Annotated in this window: 19 protein-coding genes and 1 other annotated feature; of the genes, 2 read left to right on the top strand and 17 right to left on the bottom strand. The window is 34.3% G+C overall.

The annotated features are described in order from the left end of the window. Positions 1 to 69 precede the first annotated feature (69 nt). The 3 genes from NKG37_RS17820 to argS form a co-directional block, all read right to left on the bottom strand. A complete protein-coding gene (locus tag NKG37_RS17820; protein WP_254415030.1) occupies positions 70 to 939 on the bottom strand; it encodes a DUF2268 domain-containing putative Zn-dependent protease in 870 nt (289 codons plus the stop codon). A 359-nt stretch (positions 940 to 1,298) separates the two neighbouring features. Beyond that, the gene (locus tag NKG37_RS17815) at positions 1,299 to 2,051 is read right to left on the bottom strand and encodes a YcnI family copper-binding membrane protein (protein ID WP_254415029.1); all 753 of its coding nucleotides are present in this window, start codon (positions 2,049 to 2,051) and stop codon (positions 1,299 to 1,301) included. 146 nt (positions 2,052 to 2,197) lie between these two features. Next, positions 2,198 to 3,880 carry an arginine--tRNA ligase gene (gene argS, locus NKG37_RS17810; protein ID WP_254415028.1) on the bottom strand — a complete coding sequence of 561 codons (1,683 nt, stop codon included), beginning with the start codon at positions 3,878 to 3,880 and terminating at the stop codon, positions 2,198 to 2,200. 64 nt (positions 3,881 to 3,944) lie between these two features. Beyond that, positions 3,945 to 4,157: a binding site (T-box leader), on the bottom strand. 121 nt (positions 4,158 to 4,278) lie between these two features. Here argS and NKG37_RS17805 point away from each other — a divergent pair. Then, positions 4,279 to 4,572, top strand: a complete 294-nt coding sequence (locus NKG37_RS17805; protein WP_016205293.1) for a hypothetical protein — start codon at positions 4,279 to 4,281, stop codon at positions 4,570 to 4,572. Between the two features lie 55 nt (positions 4,573 to 4,627). Here NKG37_RS17805 and NKG37_RS17800 read toward each other — a convergent pair whose 3' ends face one another. The 14 genes from NKG37_RS17800 to NKG37_RS17735 all read right to left on the bottom strand — a co-directional run bounded on the left by NKG37_RS17800 (position 4,628) and on the right by NKG37_RS17735 (position 14,678). After that, on the bottom strand, positions 4,628 to 5,023 hold the full coding sequence (locus NKG37_RS17800; protein ID WP_016205292.1) for a hypothetical protein: 396 nt from the start codon (positions 5,021 to 5,023) through the stop codon (positions 4,628 to 4,630). Between the two features lie 182 nt (positions 5,024 to 5,205). Beyond that, entirely contained in the window at positions 5,206 to 5,355 is a 150-nt protein-coding gene (locus tag NKG37_RS17795; protein WP_254415027.1) for a hypothetical protein, read from the bottom strand. 348 nt (positions 5,356 to 5,703) lie between these two features. Next, positions 5,704 to 6,147 (bottom strand): hypothetical protein, encoded by a 444-nt coding sequence (locus tag NKG37_RS17790; RefSeq protein WP_016205291.1) that lies wholly within the window; start codon positions 6,145 to 6,147, stop codon positions 5,704 to 5,706. 106 nt (positions 6,148 to 6,253) lie between these two features. Next, positions 6,254 to 6,484 carry a hypothetical protein gene (locus tag NKG37_RS17785; protein ID WP_254415026.1) on the bottom strand — a complete coding sequence of 77 codons (231 nt, stop codon included), beginning with the start codon at positions 6,482 to 6,484 and terminating at the stop codon, positions 6,254 to 6,256. Positions 6,485 to 6,652: 168 nt separating this feature from the next. Next, entirely contained in the window at positions 6,653 to 7,315 is a 663-nt protein-coding gene (locus NKG37_RS17780) for a GH32 C-terminal domain-containing protein (RefSeq protein ID WP_254416418.1), read from the bottom strand. Between the two features lie 16 nt (positions 7,316 to 7,331). Beyond that, positions 7,332 to 7,958, bottom strand: a complete 627-nt coding sequence (locus tag NKG37_RS17775) for a PTS sugar transporter subunit IIC (RefSeq protein WP_198013241.1) — start codon at positions 7,956 to 7,958, stop codon at positions 7,332 to 7,334. Further along, complete coding sequence (locus NKG37_RS17770; protein ID WP_254415025.1) at positions 7,925 to 8,395, bottom strand: glucose PTS transporter subunit EIIB; 471 nt, start codon at positions 8,393 to 8,395, stop codon at positions 7,925 to 7,927. The genes NKG37_RS17775 and NKG37_RS17770 overlap by 34 nt, the downstream gene beginning before the upstream one ends. Then, positions 8,388 to 9,785 (bottom strand): alpha-amylase family glycosyl hydrolase, encoded by a 1,398-nt coding sequence (locus NKG37_RS17765; protein WP_254416417.1) that lies wholly within the window; start codon positions 9,783 to 9,785, stop codon positions 8,388 to 8,390. Before NKG37_RS17765 ends, NKG37_RS17770 begins: the two co-directional genes overlap by 8 nt. Positions 9,786 to 9,925: 140 nt before the next feature. Continuing rightward, positions 9,926 to 10,924, bottom strand: a complete 999-nt coding sequence (locus NKG37_RS17760; RefSeq protein WP_254415024.1) for a LacI family DNA-binding transcriptional regulator — start codon at positions 10,922 to 10,924, stop codon at positions 9,926 to 9,928. Positions 10,925 to 11,209: 285 nt separating this feature from the next. After that, positions 11,210 to 11,854, bottom strand: coding sequence for a TVP38/TMEM64 family protein (locus tag NKG37_RS17755; RefSeq protein ID WP_254415023.1), 645 nt, complete (start codon positions 11,852 to 11,854; stop codon positions 11,210 to 11,212). A gap of 275 nt (positions 11,855 to 12,129) precedes the next feature. After that, positions 12,130 to 12,600: a DinB family protein gene (locus tag NKG37_RS17750; protein WP_016205284.1), complete on the bottom strand. Its 471-nt coding sequence runs from the start codon at positions 12,598 to 12,600 to the stop codon at positions 12,130 to 12,132. A 140-nt stretch (positions 12,601 to 12,740) separates the two neighbouring features. After that, on the bottom strand, positions 12,741 to 13,442 hold the full coding sequence (locus tag NKG37_RS17745) for a hypothetical protein (protein WP_016205283.1): 702 nt from the start codon (positions 13,440 to 13,442) through the stop codon (positions 12,741 to 12,743). Next, positions 13,439 to 14,314: an ATP-binding cassette domain-containing protein gene (locus tag NKG37_RS17740; protein WP_254415022.1), complete on the bottom strand. Its 876-nt coding sequence runs from the start codon at positions 14,312 to 14,314 to the stop codon at positions 13,439 to 13,441. The genes NKG37_RS17745 and NKG37_RS17740 overlap by 4 nt, the downstream gene beginning before the upstream one ends. Then, the gene (locus NKG37_RS17735) at positions 14,307 to 14,678 is read right to left on the bottom strand and encodes a GntR family transcriptional regulator (RefSeq protein ID WP_016205280.1); all 372 of its coding nucleotides are present in this window, start codon (positions 14,676 to 14,678) and stop codon (positions 14,307 to 14,309) included. Before NKG37_RS17735 ends, NKG37_RS17740 begins: the two co-directional genes overlap by 8 nt. Positions 14,679 to 14,901: 223 nt before the next feature. On the opposite strand from NKG37_RS17735, the gene NKG37_RS17730 reads away from it, so the two are divergent. Next, positions 14,902 to 15,156 carry a YueH family protein gene (locus NKG37_RS17730; protein ID WP_254415021.1) on the top strand — a complete coding sequence of 85 codons (255 nt, stop codon included), beginning with the start codon at positions 14,902 to 14,904 and terminating at the stop codon, positions 15,154 to 15,156. Positions 15,157 to 15,207 lie beyond the last annotated feature (51 nt).

Below are 15,207 nucleotides of genomic sequence, written 5' to 3'. Positions count from 1 at the left end.
TAGCATACTACATTTCATTTTTTATAACCTAACACCCATTGATTTGTCTAAACCCAACTGTCTTATTTACTAATAAAGCTCGATATAATTTCCATCCTCATAAATAACATCTCCAGTTAGCTCTGTCCATTCTTTAGGAGTAAGACTTGGGTGTGTATCCAAATAAGATTTTACTAAGTTATATCCCACGCTATATCCATAATTTTCTGGAAGATCATCCCCACCATAAATTATTTCATATGCTCGATAAGCGTCATATAAATTTAATTCTGGTTCCACTAGCTCCCAATATTCTTTGTGGAAGGGATAGTTTAGATCGCCATAAGAATTACCAGGGTAAACAATGTTTTCAAACATTACTGCTTTTCCTTCTAAGATTAAAATATCCAATATAGTATCCGCACTATCGTTATTAAAATACCTTTCTGTCCATACACTATGATGGTATTCGTGAGCTATACCAACCTTCAAAAATTCTTCATCAAAAAATATAGTGTAAAGAACACTTATTTTCCCTGTCCCTTCCGTTATCATTTGCGGTAAATCAGGATCAAATGGAGTTGGAAAAATACATACATTTGTCGTTTTTTTTGATGAAATATAATTAGCCGATTCTATTAATGCTTCTTTTATAGCACTATTTGTCTTTTCCTCGTCAATTGTATTAATGATACCTTTAACTTGTTCCAAATCCTCTGGAGGTTCAATTGAATATGTTTTCCCGCTTCTTTCAAAGTATTCAGCATCTTGATAACATGCATCGAAAATTGGTTCGATCACTTCCTCTTCAAAAGCTTGAACTGCTGGAATAGTGGATTCTTCCTCTAACTTACTCTCATAGTTATCATAAAGTTTATAAGCATGGACAATGTTAAATTCTTGATCCGTGTCAGGATGTTTGAAGGAATATATTAACCCTTTATTCCTTTTTTCTTCCAATATAGTCTCCCTATCTTCTGAAGAAATGGATAATATCAATGTGAACAAAAATAGCAATCTTGTGCAGCAAGAATTTCCCCCTACAACATTTCTTTTTACTTACATTAAACACCAACAAAGTAGTACCACTTAATTCCAATAACAGTAATCCATTATTTCGACAATTAATGCCAATTATCCTTCTCTGCCAATCTTCTTTCTAATCCCATGTAGCATGGTTATCTACTTGAAAATCATATAAGCATATTCACTCAGAACGAGTTCTTTTTGAGAAAATATTTCTTTCTGTTCCAAAATAAAAAAAGTCCATTCCCTAGAAATATAATCATTTCTTAAGAAAATGAACTTTAGTCAATGCCTTATTTTTTTCTAATAAAAGTCAATACAATTGCAACAACCGATAAAACAATTGCGATGATTGATAAAATTGTATTTACGTTTGTACCTTCATGTGAATGTTCTGTATCTTCATCTGTAGCATGATGATCATCTGTTGTGTCATCATCCGTTGCTTCATCTGTTCCATGACTGTGTCCATGACTATCAACCGATACATTTGATTTAGCAATGCTTGTAATAGAATGAGGAAGTTCAGAATCACTGTCTCCAGTCCACTCCACGATGCTTCCATCTGCATAGTATTGGAAAGCATCCCATGCTATATCGCCAGCCTCTTTTGGATTTTGTGCTCTAAAGGTGAATTCCCGATATTGACCAGCTTTGATTGCCGTTTCTTCGGATTCTGCCTCCCATGTTATCGTTACCACTTTATCATTATCATCTGTTGTTGTAGTCGTCTTCCAGCCAGCGACTGGTTCATACATTTTGTATTCCACATTTTCCGGAATTTTAATGGTCACCTTCGTTGTATCAACATCTTTCTCAACCGGAATTCTAACTTGATAGGTTTCCCACGCCTCTGTTGTTGATTGGGATGGATTTACAGTAACATGGGCACTTACAGGCAACGCAATAAAGAATACAGCTGCTAATGCTACTAATCCGGATAAAAATTTCTTTTTATGTATCATTTCAAATCTCCTTTCCTTATCTCTGTATTTTGCAAAAAGAGAGGTTAACACCATCATTAATGTGTTAACCTCCTTCATCATATCAAATAGGCGAACTTCGTTCAAAGAAAAAACCGCTTAAATCATGTCTATTCTGTGAACATTTTATGACAAATGTTTGAGCTGTTCCCTATTGTAGCCAAAATTATTCTTCTTTATTCAAGAAATTCCTTTATTTTTTCAGACGGTTACATGGCTTTTGGAGCAGCAATACCAAGCAATCGCAACCCTTCTTTTAATACTAGTGTTACAGCATAGACGAGAGTTAGTCTAGCTTGTTTTTCGTTATCCTCCTCTAGAATTTGCACATGTGCATAGTACTTATTAAATGCTCTAGCTAAGTCGATGACATACTTAGCGATTTCCGAAGGATCATACTGTTCGATCGCTTTTTCCACGCTAATTGGAAAATCCATTAATAATTTTATAATGGAAAAACTTACATGATCCCACTGTAATCCCTCTATATTTGCCGGAAAGGAAAACTGCCCTTTCCGTAATAAAGAACAAGCTCTTGCATGTGTATATTGAATATACGGACCTGTTTCCCCTTCAAATTTAAGCATATCTTCTAAAGAAAATTCAATGTCCGTTAAACGATAATGTTTTAAATCGTGAAAAATAATCGCTCCTGTTCCAACTTGTTTTGCTACCTCTTGCTTCTTTTCTAGTGATGGATTTTTTTCTTCGATGTTTTGCTCTGCCAATTTAATTGCTGCTTGCAGAACTTCTTCCAGTAAAACAACTTTTCCTTTTCTCGTTGACATTTTCTTTCCGTCTTTTAACATCATCCCAAATGGAATATGAGCCATTCCTTTTGCCCAGTCATATCCCATCTTCTCTAATACTTGAAATAATTGCTTAAAATGTAGGGTTTGTTCATTGCCAACTACATATAAACTTTTGACAAAATGATAGTTTTCCTGACGATAAATAGCTGCTGCTAAATCCCTCGTTGCATAAAGGGTTGCTCCATCACTCTTTTTGATTAAACAAGGAGGAAAGCCCTCCAGTTCCACAACTTGTGCTCCTTCCGAATCTACTAAAAGCTCCTTTTCCTTTAATAAGTCAACGACTGCATCCATCTTGTCGTTAAAAAATGCCTCTCCATCACTGGAGTCAAATGTAATACCTAATAAAGCATAAATTTTATTAAATTCTTTTAAGGATTCCTTACGAAACCATTCCCATAATTGGAGTGCTTTTTCATTTCCTTGCTCCAGATAGTTAAACCACTTTCTTCCTTCCTCATTTAAGGAAGGATCTTCTTCTGCTTTTTCATGAAACAGGACATATAGCTTTAATAATTCTTTAATTGGATTTTTTTGTACTTCTTCTTCGTTCCCCCAGAGACGATAAGCAACTATTAGCTTACCGAACTGTGTTCCCCAATCCCCAAGATGATTAATACGGATTGGTGTATAACCACTTTTTTCAGCAATAAGACCAAGTGCATTTCCGATAACTGTAGAACGTAAATGCCCCATTGAAAATGGTTTTGCAATATTAGGGGAAGACAGATCAATCGTCATTATCCCTTTATCGTTCGGAGAATCTCCATAATGCTCCTTCTGATCATAAATCTCATGGATTACTTTAGTAGCAACCAATTGCTGATTTAAAAATATATTGACATAACCGCCTGCTACTTCGACATGGTCAACCAGTGGCGATTCAATTTTTATAGAAAGTTCTTTTGCAATGAGTGGTGGTGCTTTGCGCATATTTTTCGCAAGGGTGAAGCACGGAAAAGCAAGATCTCCTAAATGAGCAAATTTTGGTTTTTCTAATAATTGTTCTATTGTTTCTCTCGTTAGTTCCAGATTAAATTGTGTTTCTAAAACGTTTGCTATTTCTTGTTTGATGTTCATTTATATTCTCCTTTGCCATCAGTTGAAATAAAATCCAATAAAAAAAGCTCCCACCTCTTCTATACGAAGAGGCGAGAGCTTGAATTCCCGCGGTACCACTCTAATTGTTATTTTCATAACCACTTAAATCAGTTAACGGCCTGTCACCGATCATCCCTACTTGTGTTCAGCATGATATCTCCAAAGTGCGCTTCACTGCTTGCTCTACATTAGGCTTCCACCGTCCCTAATTCGCTATCGCTTTGCAAACAGCTACTCTCTTTTTCTACGATTCCCTATATTTTTTTCTTATTATACACACACTTTTCGGAAGAATCCAATACTTTTTTATTTTTATCTAAGATAGACAAGCGCCAATCATTTCCAATTACATATAGTAAGGAAGGAGGTGAATAAAAATGAATCCTACAAATAGAGCTTATGGTGGCCATGTTGGACCGGTTGGCGTTGGTGGTTTTGCCGGTGCAGCTCCAGTAATCGGTCATGGTGCGGTGGGAGTTGGGGCAATCCCCCTTGGTGCTATAACACCAACTGGATTTACTGCAGGTAACCCACTTGTGATAACTCCTTTTCACCATACGCCTGGACAATATCAACAGCTATGGAATTATGGTCAACCTTTCTCTCCTTACTCGTATCCATATGGAAATAATCCAGCCTATTCTACTTACGGAAATTACCCATATTATTGACCAAATGAAAAAAGGCAGCATGAGACTATAGATAGTCTCATGCTGCCAATCTAAATTATTCTGCGATATCGATTTGTTTATTTTTTCTCCAATTAAGAAATGTTACGACTAAACCACCCAGAGAAATAACAATTCCTGCAATATAACCTATTAAACTTGCTGTATTATCATTATTATCCATCGGTGCACCGCCTCTTTCCTCCATCCCATTAAACGGCATCATGTCATTTTGAGTATCGGCTGAAAAATTATCATTTTCTGTTGTATTGCTATTTGCGTCTGTATTGGTATCTGTATTTGTCGAAGCAGTAGCCGCATTAGGTGGTTGTCCCATCATTCCCATCCTTTGGGAAGGTTCATCTTTATTTACATAAGCTACAACTCCTATTGTTGATTGAGTTAATAAAAATAACATCGCAAGGATAGCTATCCAATTTTGTATTTTCTTCACTTTCATCTCTCCTATCTGTAATCTAATTACATTATGCGAGAGTTGCCTTAATTTTTTCTTAAGTTTTTGATAGATAGAGAGAAATGGTGACCTTTTCCTTTCTTTTCTCCAATTTTTTGCATTCATCTCACTTATGAACACCTTTTTTCTTGCTTCCGCTGAAAAAATGGTTTTCATTCTGCTTATGAACGCCTTTTTTCCTTGCTTCCGCTGAGAAAATGGTTTTCATCCTGCTTATGAACGCTTCTTTTCCTTACTTTCGCTGAAAAATGGTTTTCATCCTGCTTATGAACGCTTCTTTTCCTTGCTTTCGCTGAATAAATGGTTTTCATTCTGCTTATGAACGCTTCTTTTCCTTACTTTCGCTGAGAAAATGGTTTTCATTCTGCTTATGAACGCTTTTTTTCCTTACTTTCGCTGAGAAAATGGTTTTCATTCTGCTTATGAACGCTTCTTTTCCTTACAAAGTTCCAAAAAAATAATAAGTGCAGCTAAATAATTGTCAAATAGTTTCATAGAAACTACCAATAATAACAAAAAAATTAATGCTATCAATAAATTCAATATTGGATTTTTTTCATTCCATTCCCTTCCTTGTAGTTTGTCAAAAATATTATGTATGTAGTAATATCACAGTAAAATAGGCTGTCTAGTCCCCATCTTTGCGGGTCTTAGACAACCTATTCGACTTTTATGGAAAATGTGTAATTGGGGTTGCCTTGATCCCATTTTGCATAAATCATATAGACATATGTTCCTTTTTGGGCTGGTACAGTCATTGTATTTCTGTCTATCTCAATAAATTCCTCTTCTCCATCTTCAAATACTTCAGCAACTTGTAATGAGCCGTCTAATGGTTTCTTATTAAAATCAATTGTAATCGTTGAATTCGGTTCCACTGTCACAGAGCCATTCCTTAACCCCATATCCCAAGGAGATGCATAGACGTAATCGACACAGGATCCTTTTAATGAACCTTGCCAGCAATTCGAGCCAATTGTTGTTGGAATTCTGTTATTCTTCCATGATACCTCAGGTTTTGGTGGTTTTGAAAAATACATCGTATCCATTAGTAACCATATAAAGACGAAAATAAATCCTATCATTGTTACCATCATAAACATACGAACAATTTTGCCACCTTTCCTTACTCTTTTACTATTGGACGATTGATATTGTAGAAAAGTTTCGATTTTTCATTATAAATAGAAAATTCAATAGATATTTTTTCTATTCTCCACCGCCTCCACAATCTCCTCCACTATCAAAAGAGGAACCACCACAATCATTTCCTCCATCAAAGAAAGATGCATTTGAGCTTTCTGTTGATCCGCCTGTAAATGGTGGATAATAATGATTATTATGATGATTGCTTATGTTATTTGTCTTTCCTTTGGATGAGGCACTGAAAACAGATGCCACTATAATTGCTAAAAATAGTAAAATAATAATTCCAACCATGTTTTGCTCCTCCCTTATCCTATGTAGTTGATAATTTATATACGAACCTTTCCCAAAATAGTTTCATAATTTTTACAATTAAAAAACCGAAAAGTAGATATTCTACCTTTCGGGAAATTTTGTTAGCTCTTCCATTCAATTAAAATACACGGACAACCTTCATTTTTTTCAGTTTGTTTTGCTAAAAGGAAAATATGTTATTAAGCACTCCATATCCCCTTCTACATAAACATTATTTTGACCTTGTTCGGGATAATAAGTAGTGGTCATTACCTTTTGCCCATTGTTAATAAAGATTTCGCAAACCGATTGATCAACAAAAATCGATAATAATAATTCTTCGTTTTTCTTTAGATCCGTGCTTCTTTCCTCTCCATAGTTAAGATTAATAGGATTGAACGTACGAGAGCGATCTAATTTGAGTTTTCCGTTTACAGTATCATATTCTAAACATAGAAAATGATCTCGATCTTTATTTCCGAAAAGTTCTATATGTCCTTTACTGTTACTTGGCACCCTAATTTGCAACTCATAAGAATTTTTCGTTTCTTCTAAAGTAATCATTTTGTCATTAATGACAACTTTCTGTTCATCATTTCGTAACTTTTTCATTTCGTTTACCGGATATTGATAAAGCTCACCGTTAATCAACTTTAATTCCTTTACTAAGCTTAGACAATGAGCCCACCCATCCTTAAAAGTAGGATATTCCATTTCCGGTAGACCAATCCAACCAATGCTGAGACAACGTCCGTCTGGTGCATTAAATGCTTGTGTTGCATATAGGTCAAATCCCTCATCTAACAGAGTCAAATCTTGAACATGATTGATTTTACATGTTTCATAATCAAAGTTTTTCCTGTGGTATAGTTGATTCTTTCTTGAAAACTATTAGATTTGTCAAAACAAACGCTAAGATAACGGTTCCAATTCCAACTAATAAATAAGTAGTTACCTGATAAGGACTATAAATATACATTAACGGGGATAAAAGCACCGCTAACCCGTAGCTGTTTGCTTGGATATCTAAAAACGATAGTACCATCCCACCAATTGCTGAGCTTGCAAGCATTACACCAATCGCTTTCATACCTGTCCGCATGACAACTCCAAATAATGCTGGTTCACTAACACCTAACAACTGTGTTACAGTCGCCGATATTCCAGCCGTCTTAACCGCGGAATTTTTGGTTCGCAAGGCAATGGCTAAACAAACAGCAGCATTGGCAAAACCATACATAGCACAAACAGTAATCAAAGGATTAAACCCAGTTGAAGCAATTAAAGAAGTTTCAATCATAATAAACATATGGTGCATCCCTGTCATGACAGCAATCGGATAAAGGAATCCGATGATTAATCCGCCAATTCCTAATGGTAAATGTAAAAACAGCTCAATTACTTTGACTGCCTGTGATTCAAAACCATGAACTAATGGACCTAAAATAAACAAAGCAATGAAAACTGAAACCAAAATGATAACCCCATGGCATTTAATACAGCTTCATTAAAGAGCACGCCCTTTAATCCTAGGAAAAGACCAGTTGCTCCTAAAATCGGGATAATGGGAACAAAAATATCTGCAATATTACGAACAGCACGTTGCAGCCTAGAAGAACCATCTTTCATCATTTCATCTTTTGAATTTTCTTTATAAGAATAAAGCGATTGCATTTCGGCATAAACTTTATTAACAATTCCTGTTCCCAAAATTATTTGATATTGCCCTGCATTATAAAACACACCCTTTACCTGATCTACTTCTTCAACTTGTGAATCATCAATGACATTACGATCTTTGACTTGTAAGCGAAGACGGGTAGCACAGTGTGTAGCGGAGACGATATTATCTTCTCCGACTACTGCAACAATTTTTTTCGCAATATCTTGGTAGTTTGTTTTTTTAGCCATTGTTTTCTTCCTTTCTTAGCACAAGTGCTTGATATGGTTGTAATGTTAAGCCATTTTTCTCATAAGTTATCTCTGAATAGTTATTTAATAGAATCTCTCCACTAAGGCCCTCGATGAGAGATGCTTGATTGGATAAATTAATTATTACTTGAATCGTCTCTCTGCCAATTCGTTCATATGCAATAATGTGATCTGTCGTATTCATAGGAACAAACTCTCCATAAATCAACGTTTCGCGATATTTAGACTTATTTCTTAATTGAATCATTTTTTTATAATAACAGAGTACTGAATCTTCTTTTTCCAATTGTACTCTAGCATTTACTGTAGTGTGATCCCCAACCAACTTTAACCATGGAACAGTAGATTCGCTAAAGCCAGCTGTTTCACTAGAATTCCACTGAAATGGAGTTCTACTATTATCTCGTGAACGCTGATTAACAAACTCTAATGCCTCTTGACTAGTATAGCCTTCTAACATGGATCGTTGATAATTATCAATGCTTGATACATCATTAAAATCGGCGATTGTTCCACGTTTAAAATTCTTCATTCCTAGTTCTTGTCCTTGGTAAATAAACGGCGTTCCTCTAAGAAAGAAAAACAAAGTACCTAACGCCTTCGCCCCAATTTCATTTTGATATTTTTCATCTTTAATATATTTTGTTATAGAGCGTGGTTGATCATGATTTTCCAGAAAGTTGGCACCCCAGCCGTTTTTTTGGATTGCCTCTTGGCTTTTAAAAATTTGATTCTTAAGCTCCTTGATCTGCCAATTAGTTCTTCTAAACCATTCGCTTCCACTTTCAACATCTATATCAGCATAATGAAAATCAAATATCATATTGAAATAACCGTTATTACCAATATATTGATCATATTCTTCATACGTAACTCTTGGAGCTTCACCAACCGAAACACATTCATATTTTTGGAAAGTCTCCCGATTTAATTCACTCAAGAAGTCTTTAATACCAGGACGATTACGGCCTTTATGTTTTACACTAGCTAATCCGTCCGCACCATCTGGAATTACATCTGTATAGTCTTGATCCTTTTTAATGAAAGTAATCGAATCAATTCGAAAGCCTGAAATACCCTTTTCCAACCACCAGTTGACCATATCATAGATTTCTTGACGAAGAACTGGGTTTTCCCAATTAAGATCCGGCTGTTTTTTATCAAATGTATGAAAGTAATACATATTTTCTTCATTCGGAACTTTCTCCCAAACACTACCGCCAAAGATAGAACGCCAATTATTTGGGGGATTTCCATTATTTCCTTCTTTAAAGATATAATAATTGCGATAGTTGCTTTTTGAATCATTAAGAGCTGATTGAAACCATACATGCTTATCAGAAGTGTGATTAACAACTAAATCTAAAATTATTTTAATTCCGCTCTTTTTTCCACCAAAATGGTTTTTCCTTTAGTATCTTTGGTGCTTTTTCTGGAAAATAATTTTCCATTTTCTTTACTCCTCCTTTTATGGTATCGATACCACATGTGTGCTATGAAAGAACCTGCTTACACAGATTCTCGGATAATTAACTCTAAATTTAATTCTGAATCATCAATTTGATAATTTCTATCCTCAAGAAGAGCAATTAACAAATTAGTCGACTCTTTTCCCAACGCCGCTACTGGTTGAGCGATCGTTGTCAATGGTACTGTTAACAATGCCGTAAATGGTTGATTGTCAAAACCCATGATTGCTAAATCTTCTGGAATCTTCTTCCCTGCCTTAATCATCATTTGGAGGATTCCACTTGCAACTTCATCACTACTAGTAAAGATTGCATCTGGACGATTTTCTTTTGGTAGTGCCAAGATTTTATTAGCGATTTGCTGACCATCTTTATTTGTATGCACCTGTTTAAATATCCAATCAATTTTCATTGGTAACTGACTTTCAGTTAATGCTTTTTCAAATCCACTGGTACGAGCATTACCATGTCCTCCACGAGTTAAGCTACCACCTGTACAATAGGCAATTTTGCGGTAACCTTTTGTGATCAAATAATTAGTCGCATCGTAGGTGGCTTTTTCTTGATTGGTAAAAACTTGTGGAATGGTGGAACTAGAAATTTGTTCGTTACACAAAACTATTGGTCCAAATTCCTGATAAGATTCAATGATAGTAGGATCGCCTTCTACTGAACACATGATTAACCCGGCAATGACTTGCTGTTTTAGCATCTCCAACATTCTGATTTCTGCATTTTTATCATCATATGTTTGCATAATTAAAACATTGTAGCCATGTAGTTTCACTTGCCTCTCAATTGAATCAACTAAATATGAAAAAAATGGATTGGTAATACGAGATACCAAAATTCCAATCATTGTACCTTTTTTAGATCGCAACTGTGTGGCGACAGAGCTTGGAGTATAATTAAGCTCATCCATGGCTTTTTTGATTCTTTCACGTTTGTCGTCGGAAATATAAGGATGATTATTTAGATATCGAGAAACAGTTGAAACAGATAGTCCTGCCTTTTTTGCCACATCTTTAATTGTAGCCATAAAGAGCATTCCTCTCTTTCTATGGTATCGATTTCATATTTACTATAATTTCTTTTTTACTTATTGTCAAGAAAAAATACGTCTTTATTTACTATAACACTCACTCCACTTTTCACCTATTTTATTGTATCTGACAACTATTTTTTTTGAAATATAGCAAGTTCATTTTCTCCTATTTCCCAAATCTACCTACTGTTTATACTTTTAATCCCCTTTTGTTCTTGCTTTTTATAAAATACTAATAAAAAACCCGAAAAGTAGAAGCCTACCTTTCGAGAAATTTTGTTACGCTCTTCGCTTTATTTCCTTTACTCTTTCCATCAATGATGGCTTTTTGCTGTTAAAATAATAAAAAACTCCAGTAATCAGTAAAACAATAATGATTAATGCTAGTGGATTAATATCTGTGGAGAAAACGCCATATGGAATTAATGCAAGTACAAAAAAGTAAAAGAAGTTGCCTATTGCTGTACCAATTGTGAAGGGACGAATAGAAATGTTGCTAACACCTGCAATGATATTTAAGATACTTGTCGGGAAAAAAGGAAAAATTCTGCCATATACGACATATCGCATCCCTTTTTGTTCAATTTTATCCAACATTTCTTGATGTTTTTGAACTTTGCTAATCACAAAATCTTGGAACCAAAAGCGAGTGGCATAAAAAATAATCATCGCTGCTATTACACTAGAGAACCAGCTCCATAGAAATCCATAAAAGAAGCCAAATGAGTAAAAATTGAGGGTAATCACCAAAATTAAAGGAATAACAGTAAAGCTATTCTGAATAATCATAATGAATAAACTTACAATAAGTGCATAAGAAAGATTATTTTTAAATACAGAAGTGACTGAATCAATCTCCCCTTGACGAATCGCCTGAAAGATATCTGTATAACGGAAAAATATAATAAAGAGGCTAATCGTCACAAAAAATGTGAATGGCTTCCAAAAATGTTTTATAATAAATCACCTTTTTCATAAATTATATGTCGCATACTAAAGAGTGGTACACTTTAGATGATTCATTTTACTACAAAATTCTTCATTTTAATTTTTTTATAATTATCAGTTTTCTACCCGTTTCTTTCATTTTTGAATCAAAGGTAGTATTCTATGAATTATTAAGCCATTAAAACAAATATTAGTTCACAGAAAAAAAGCGCTAATTTTCCCATCAAAGATAAGTAAATGTAAGAGTCTTTTTATTCAAATAATAAAATATTTAACTCTTTTCCATATCCGTGAACAAGCATTGTATGTAATTGAGCTCTATGGTGATATACATGGGCTACTATTTCTATCAGCCACTCATATTTTGTGTAAGTTGTTCCCCAATAGGAAGTACTATGCTCGTGTAATTGCGTTTCTGCCAGATTCATATAATTATCTTTTAGAAATTGATAATTATCTACAATAGCCTCTTTTACATCCTTTTTGCTTTTTAATGAAATACTTGAATAATAGTCATTCATTTCTTCTTGTGTTGCACCGTTAGAAATCAGAAAATCCGCTTTACAAATAACAGCGATATGTTCTAACAGTTCACCTATTGAACGTTTATTTACAAATAGTCTTTTTTGTAAGTCCGTCTCTTCTAAAGCATCGATTATTTCTATTGTCGTGTTTAAAGCTATTTCAATTTGATTTAATGCACTAGTAGTGTATGTATTCACCAATATCTCTCCTTACCCACAAAGAATATATGTTCGTTTTCGTCATTATAGTCCATTCTATCATAACTTCAACATACCTATTCGTGAATATAAAGGAGCCAAACAAATTCGTATTTGTTTGGCTCCTTATATTTTAAGGATTAATATGCTTTCTTTTGTCTCCAAAGCAAACGATCACTTTTTTCTAAAGGTGCGTTTTGCATTAATAAGTAGGAGGACAGAAGAAAAACAAGGGATATCCCAAATAAGCTGGTAACAAACTGGAGATGGTTCATGAAAATGACTTCTAATAACCAGCTTATATCTCCAAAAACAACGATAATCGTACCGATAATTAGGAGTAACGTAGCTACAGTAAGTGTTAATACGGTACCATAATTAAACCAAATCGTTTTTACAATCATTCCCAAACTAAATAAAAAGAATATCCAACAAAAATCTACCCATAGATATACAAGCCAATTGGAGCTACTCGTAAGTTCTGCTAAATGCAAAAGATTAATCGTACTATTTATATTATTGGTGATTAGATAAAATAAATTAAGGATTACTACACTACTAATACTATAAATGAATGCTGTAAGATACAAAGCCAAAACAAACTGTTTTCTAGTTCCGCCTAATGAAAGAATATATTTGTAGCCACTAAAATTAGCAAACGGATAGATGAGAAAGACAATGAATAAAGGTCCGAACAAGATAAATACTCCAGCATCTGCTACACCCATAAACCCTAAAATATTATAAAAAGCGAAGAGCACAAAAGTAATGGCAGCATTTATATAAAATGTTAGACTCATTTCTCTCATCATTAATCGGAATGGTCCAGTAAAAGTATTCATCCTTTTTGCACCTCTTTCTTTGTTGTATAGTTAACTAAATAATCCTGCAATTTTGCTTTTTCCACCGTAACACCAGCTTCTTTAGCTCTTAATTTCCACTCATCAGTAAATATGTCGTCAATCATTACATTGATTTGTTTTCCAAGTTTTCTTTTTTCTAAAATTGTATGTCCTTCTATTAAAGACTCTATCGATTTTGCTGATCCGGATAATAGAACACCATGCATTTTCAACTCTTCTGTTTCTTCATAACGCACAATTGTCTGTTCGTTAATAATCGCGATTTTTTCACACATTGCTTCAATCTCATCAATATGATGGGTAGATAAAATAATGAAGCGAGGATCTTCCTCATACGTATTAAGGAGTGCATCGTAAAACTGCTTTCTCATATATGCATCAAGCCCATTCGTTGGTTCATCCATAATGGTTACAGGAGCTTTACTAGCGAGCCCCAAGACAATTTGTAACATTGTTTGCATCCCTTTAGAGAAATTCTTGATTTTCTTTTTCCTTGGAAGTTCGAATAATGCAATTAGATGCTCAGCTAGCTCTATATCCCAGTTTTTATTAAACAATTCCCCATAACGTAAGGCATCCTCAACATTCCAAAGTACGGAGAAGGGATGATTTTCTTGGACATACGTTATATTGTTCATTGCCTCCTTATTGTTATATGGGGTAATACCATTCACATTGATAGAACCAGCATCAATATTTTCCATACCCGATAAAAGCTTCATAAACGTCGTCTTCCCAGATCCATTCCGACCCCAAAGTCCCATGATGATTGGTTCCGTTTCTGAAATATTTACATTTTTTAGAGCGGGAATATTGCCATATGCAAACGAGACATTCTCAAGTTTAATCATCTGTATAATCCTCCTTAATTACTTGAAGTAATTCTACTTTTTTTATTTCAATACGCTTTGCTTCTTCCATCATCGGTTTTACATATTCCTTGTAAAACTCTTCTTTACGCTTTTCAAGCAGCTTTTGTTTGGCACCTTTTGAAACAAACATGCCAACGCCACGTTGCTTATATACGTATCCAGCCTCAACCAATGCTGCAAGTCCTTTTTGAACAGTAGCACGATTAATTTGATAAAACTTTGAAATTTCAGTTGTAGAAGGGATTTGATCACCTTCCACTAACTCTCCTTCCACAATTTCATTTGCAATCATATCTGAAATTTGCTGGAAAATAGGCTTTGAGTCATCAAAAACAGCTTTCACGGATTTCTCCTTCCTTCACACGTTGAACGGTTGATTAGTTATGTAATCAACTATACAATGATTATTGCTTTTTGTCAAACTATAGTAGGTGAGTATAGATACAAAAGCCCTTTTATATTGCAAAGATAACAGTCATTTAACATTTTATTTAAATATTCTATTTTTGGAAAAAAACGTCGAAAAAAAGGAGTATAATGGAAATAAAAATGGGGAGGTTGTTGAAATGATTACCGTACGAGAAGATATTGCTCCACCAGGTTTAATTGATACGAAATTATATATCATGAAAACAACTAATTCTTTTATTATTTCTATCTCTAAAATTAACTGGTCTACAGAACTAAGTAACACGGATTCACCACCTGACCAATTCGATCATTTGCTTCATTCTTTAACATTTCATATGTATGAAGGGAATTGTTCTGAACTAGCAGAATGTATCACAACATCTATTGGCAAGTATGAAAATTCAAAATGAGTTTCTATCTCTTTTTTTCCATTATATTTCAACATACTTAAAGCACAAAAG

Source organism: Niallia sp. RD1, assembly GCF_024219955.1.
Taxonomy (GTDB): domain Bacteria; phylum Bacillota; class Bacilli; order Bacillales; family Cytobacillaceae; genus Niallia; species Niallia alba.
Note: the sequence above shows the minus strand (reverse complement) of the source record. Positions and strands in the feature narration are given on the sequence as shown.

Excerpts from the sequence above, each read along its gene's own strand:
- NKG37_RS17815 (WP_254415029.1), bottom strand. The coding sequence starts at position 2,051 with ATGATGAAGGAGGTTAACACATTAATGATGGTGTTAACCTCTCTTTTT.
- argS (WP_254415028.1), bottom strand. The coding sequence starts at position 3,880 with ATGAACATCAAACAAGAAATAGCAAACGTTTTAGAAACACAATTTAAT.
- NKG37_RS17805 (WP_016205293.1), top strand. The coding sequence starts at position 4,279 with ATGAATCCTACAAATAGAGCTTATGGTGGCCATGTTGGACCGGTTGGC.
- NKG37_RS17795 (WP_254415027.1), bottom strand. The coding sequence starts at position 5,355 with ATGAAAACCATTTATTCAGCGAAAGCAAGGAAAAGAAGCGTTCATAAG.
- NKG37_RS17790 (WP_016205291.1), bottom strand. The coding sequence starts at position 6,147 with ATGTTTATGATGGTAACAATGATAGGATTTATTTTCGTCTTTATATGG.
- NKG37_RS17785 (WP_254415026.1), bottom strand. The coding sequence starts at position 6,484 with ATGGTTGGAATTATTATTTTACTATTTTTAGCAATTATAGTGGCATCT.
- NKG37_RS17770 (WP_254415025.1), bottom strand. The coding sequence starts at position 8,395 with ATGGCTAAAAAAACAAACTACCAAGATATTGCGAAAAAAATTGTTGCA.
- NKG37_RS17760 (WP_254415024.1), bottom strand. The coding sequence starts at position 10,924 with ATGGCTACAATTAAAGATGTGGCAAAAAAGGCAGGACTATCTGTTTCA.
- NKG37_RS17745 (WP_016205283.1), bottom strand. The coding sequence starts at position 13,442 with ATGAATACTTTTACTGGACCATTCCGATTAATGATGAGAGAAATGAGT.
- NKG37_RS17740 (WP_254415022.1), bottom strand. The coding sequence starts at position 14,314 with ATGATTAAACTTGAGAATGTCTCGTTTGCATATGGCAATATTCCCGCT.
- NKG37_RS17730 (WP_254415021.1), top strand. The coding sequence starts at position 14,902 with ATGATTACCGTACGAGAAGATATTGCTCCACCAGGTTTAATTGATACG.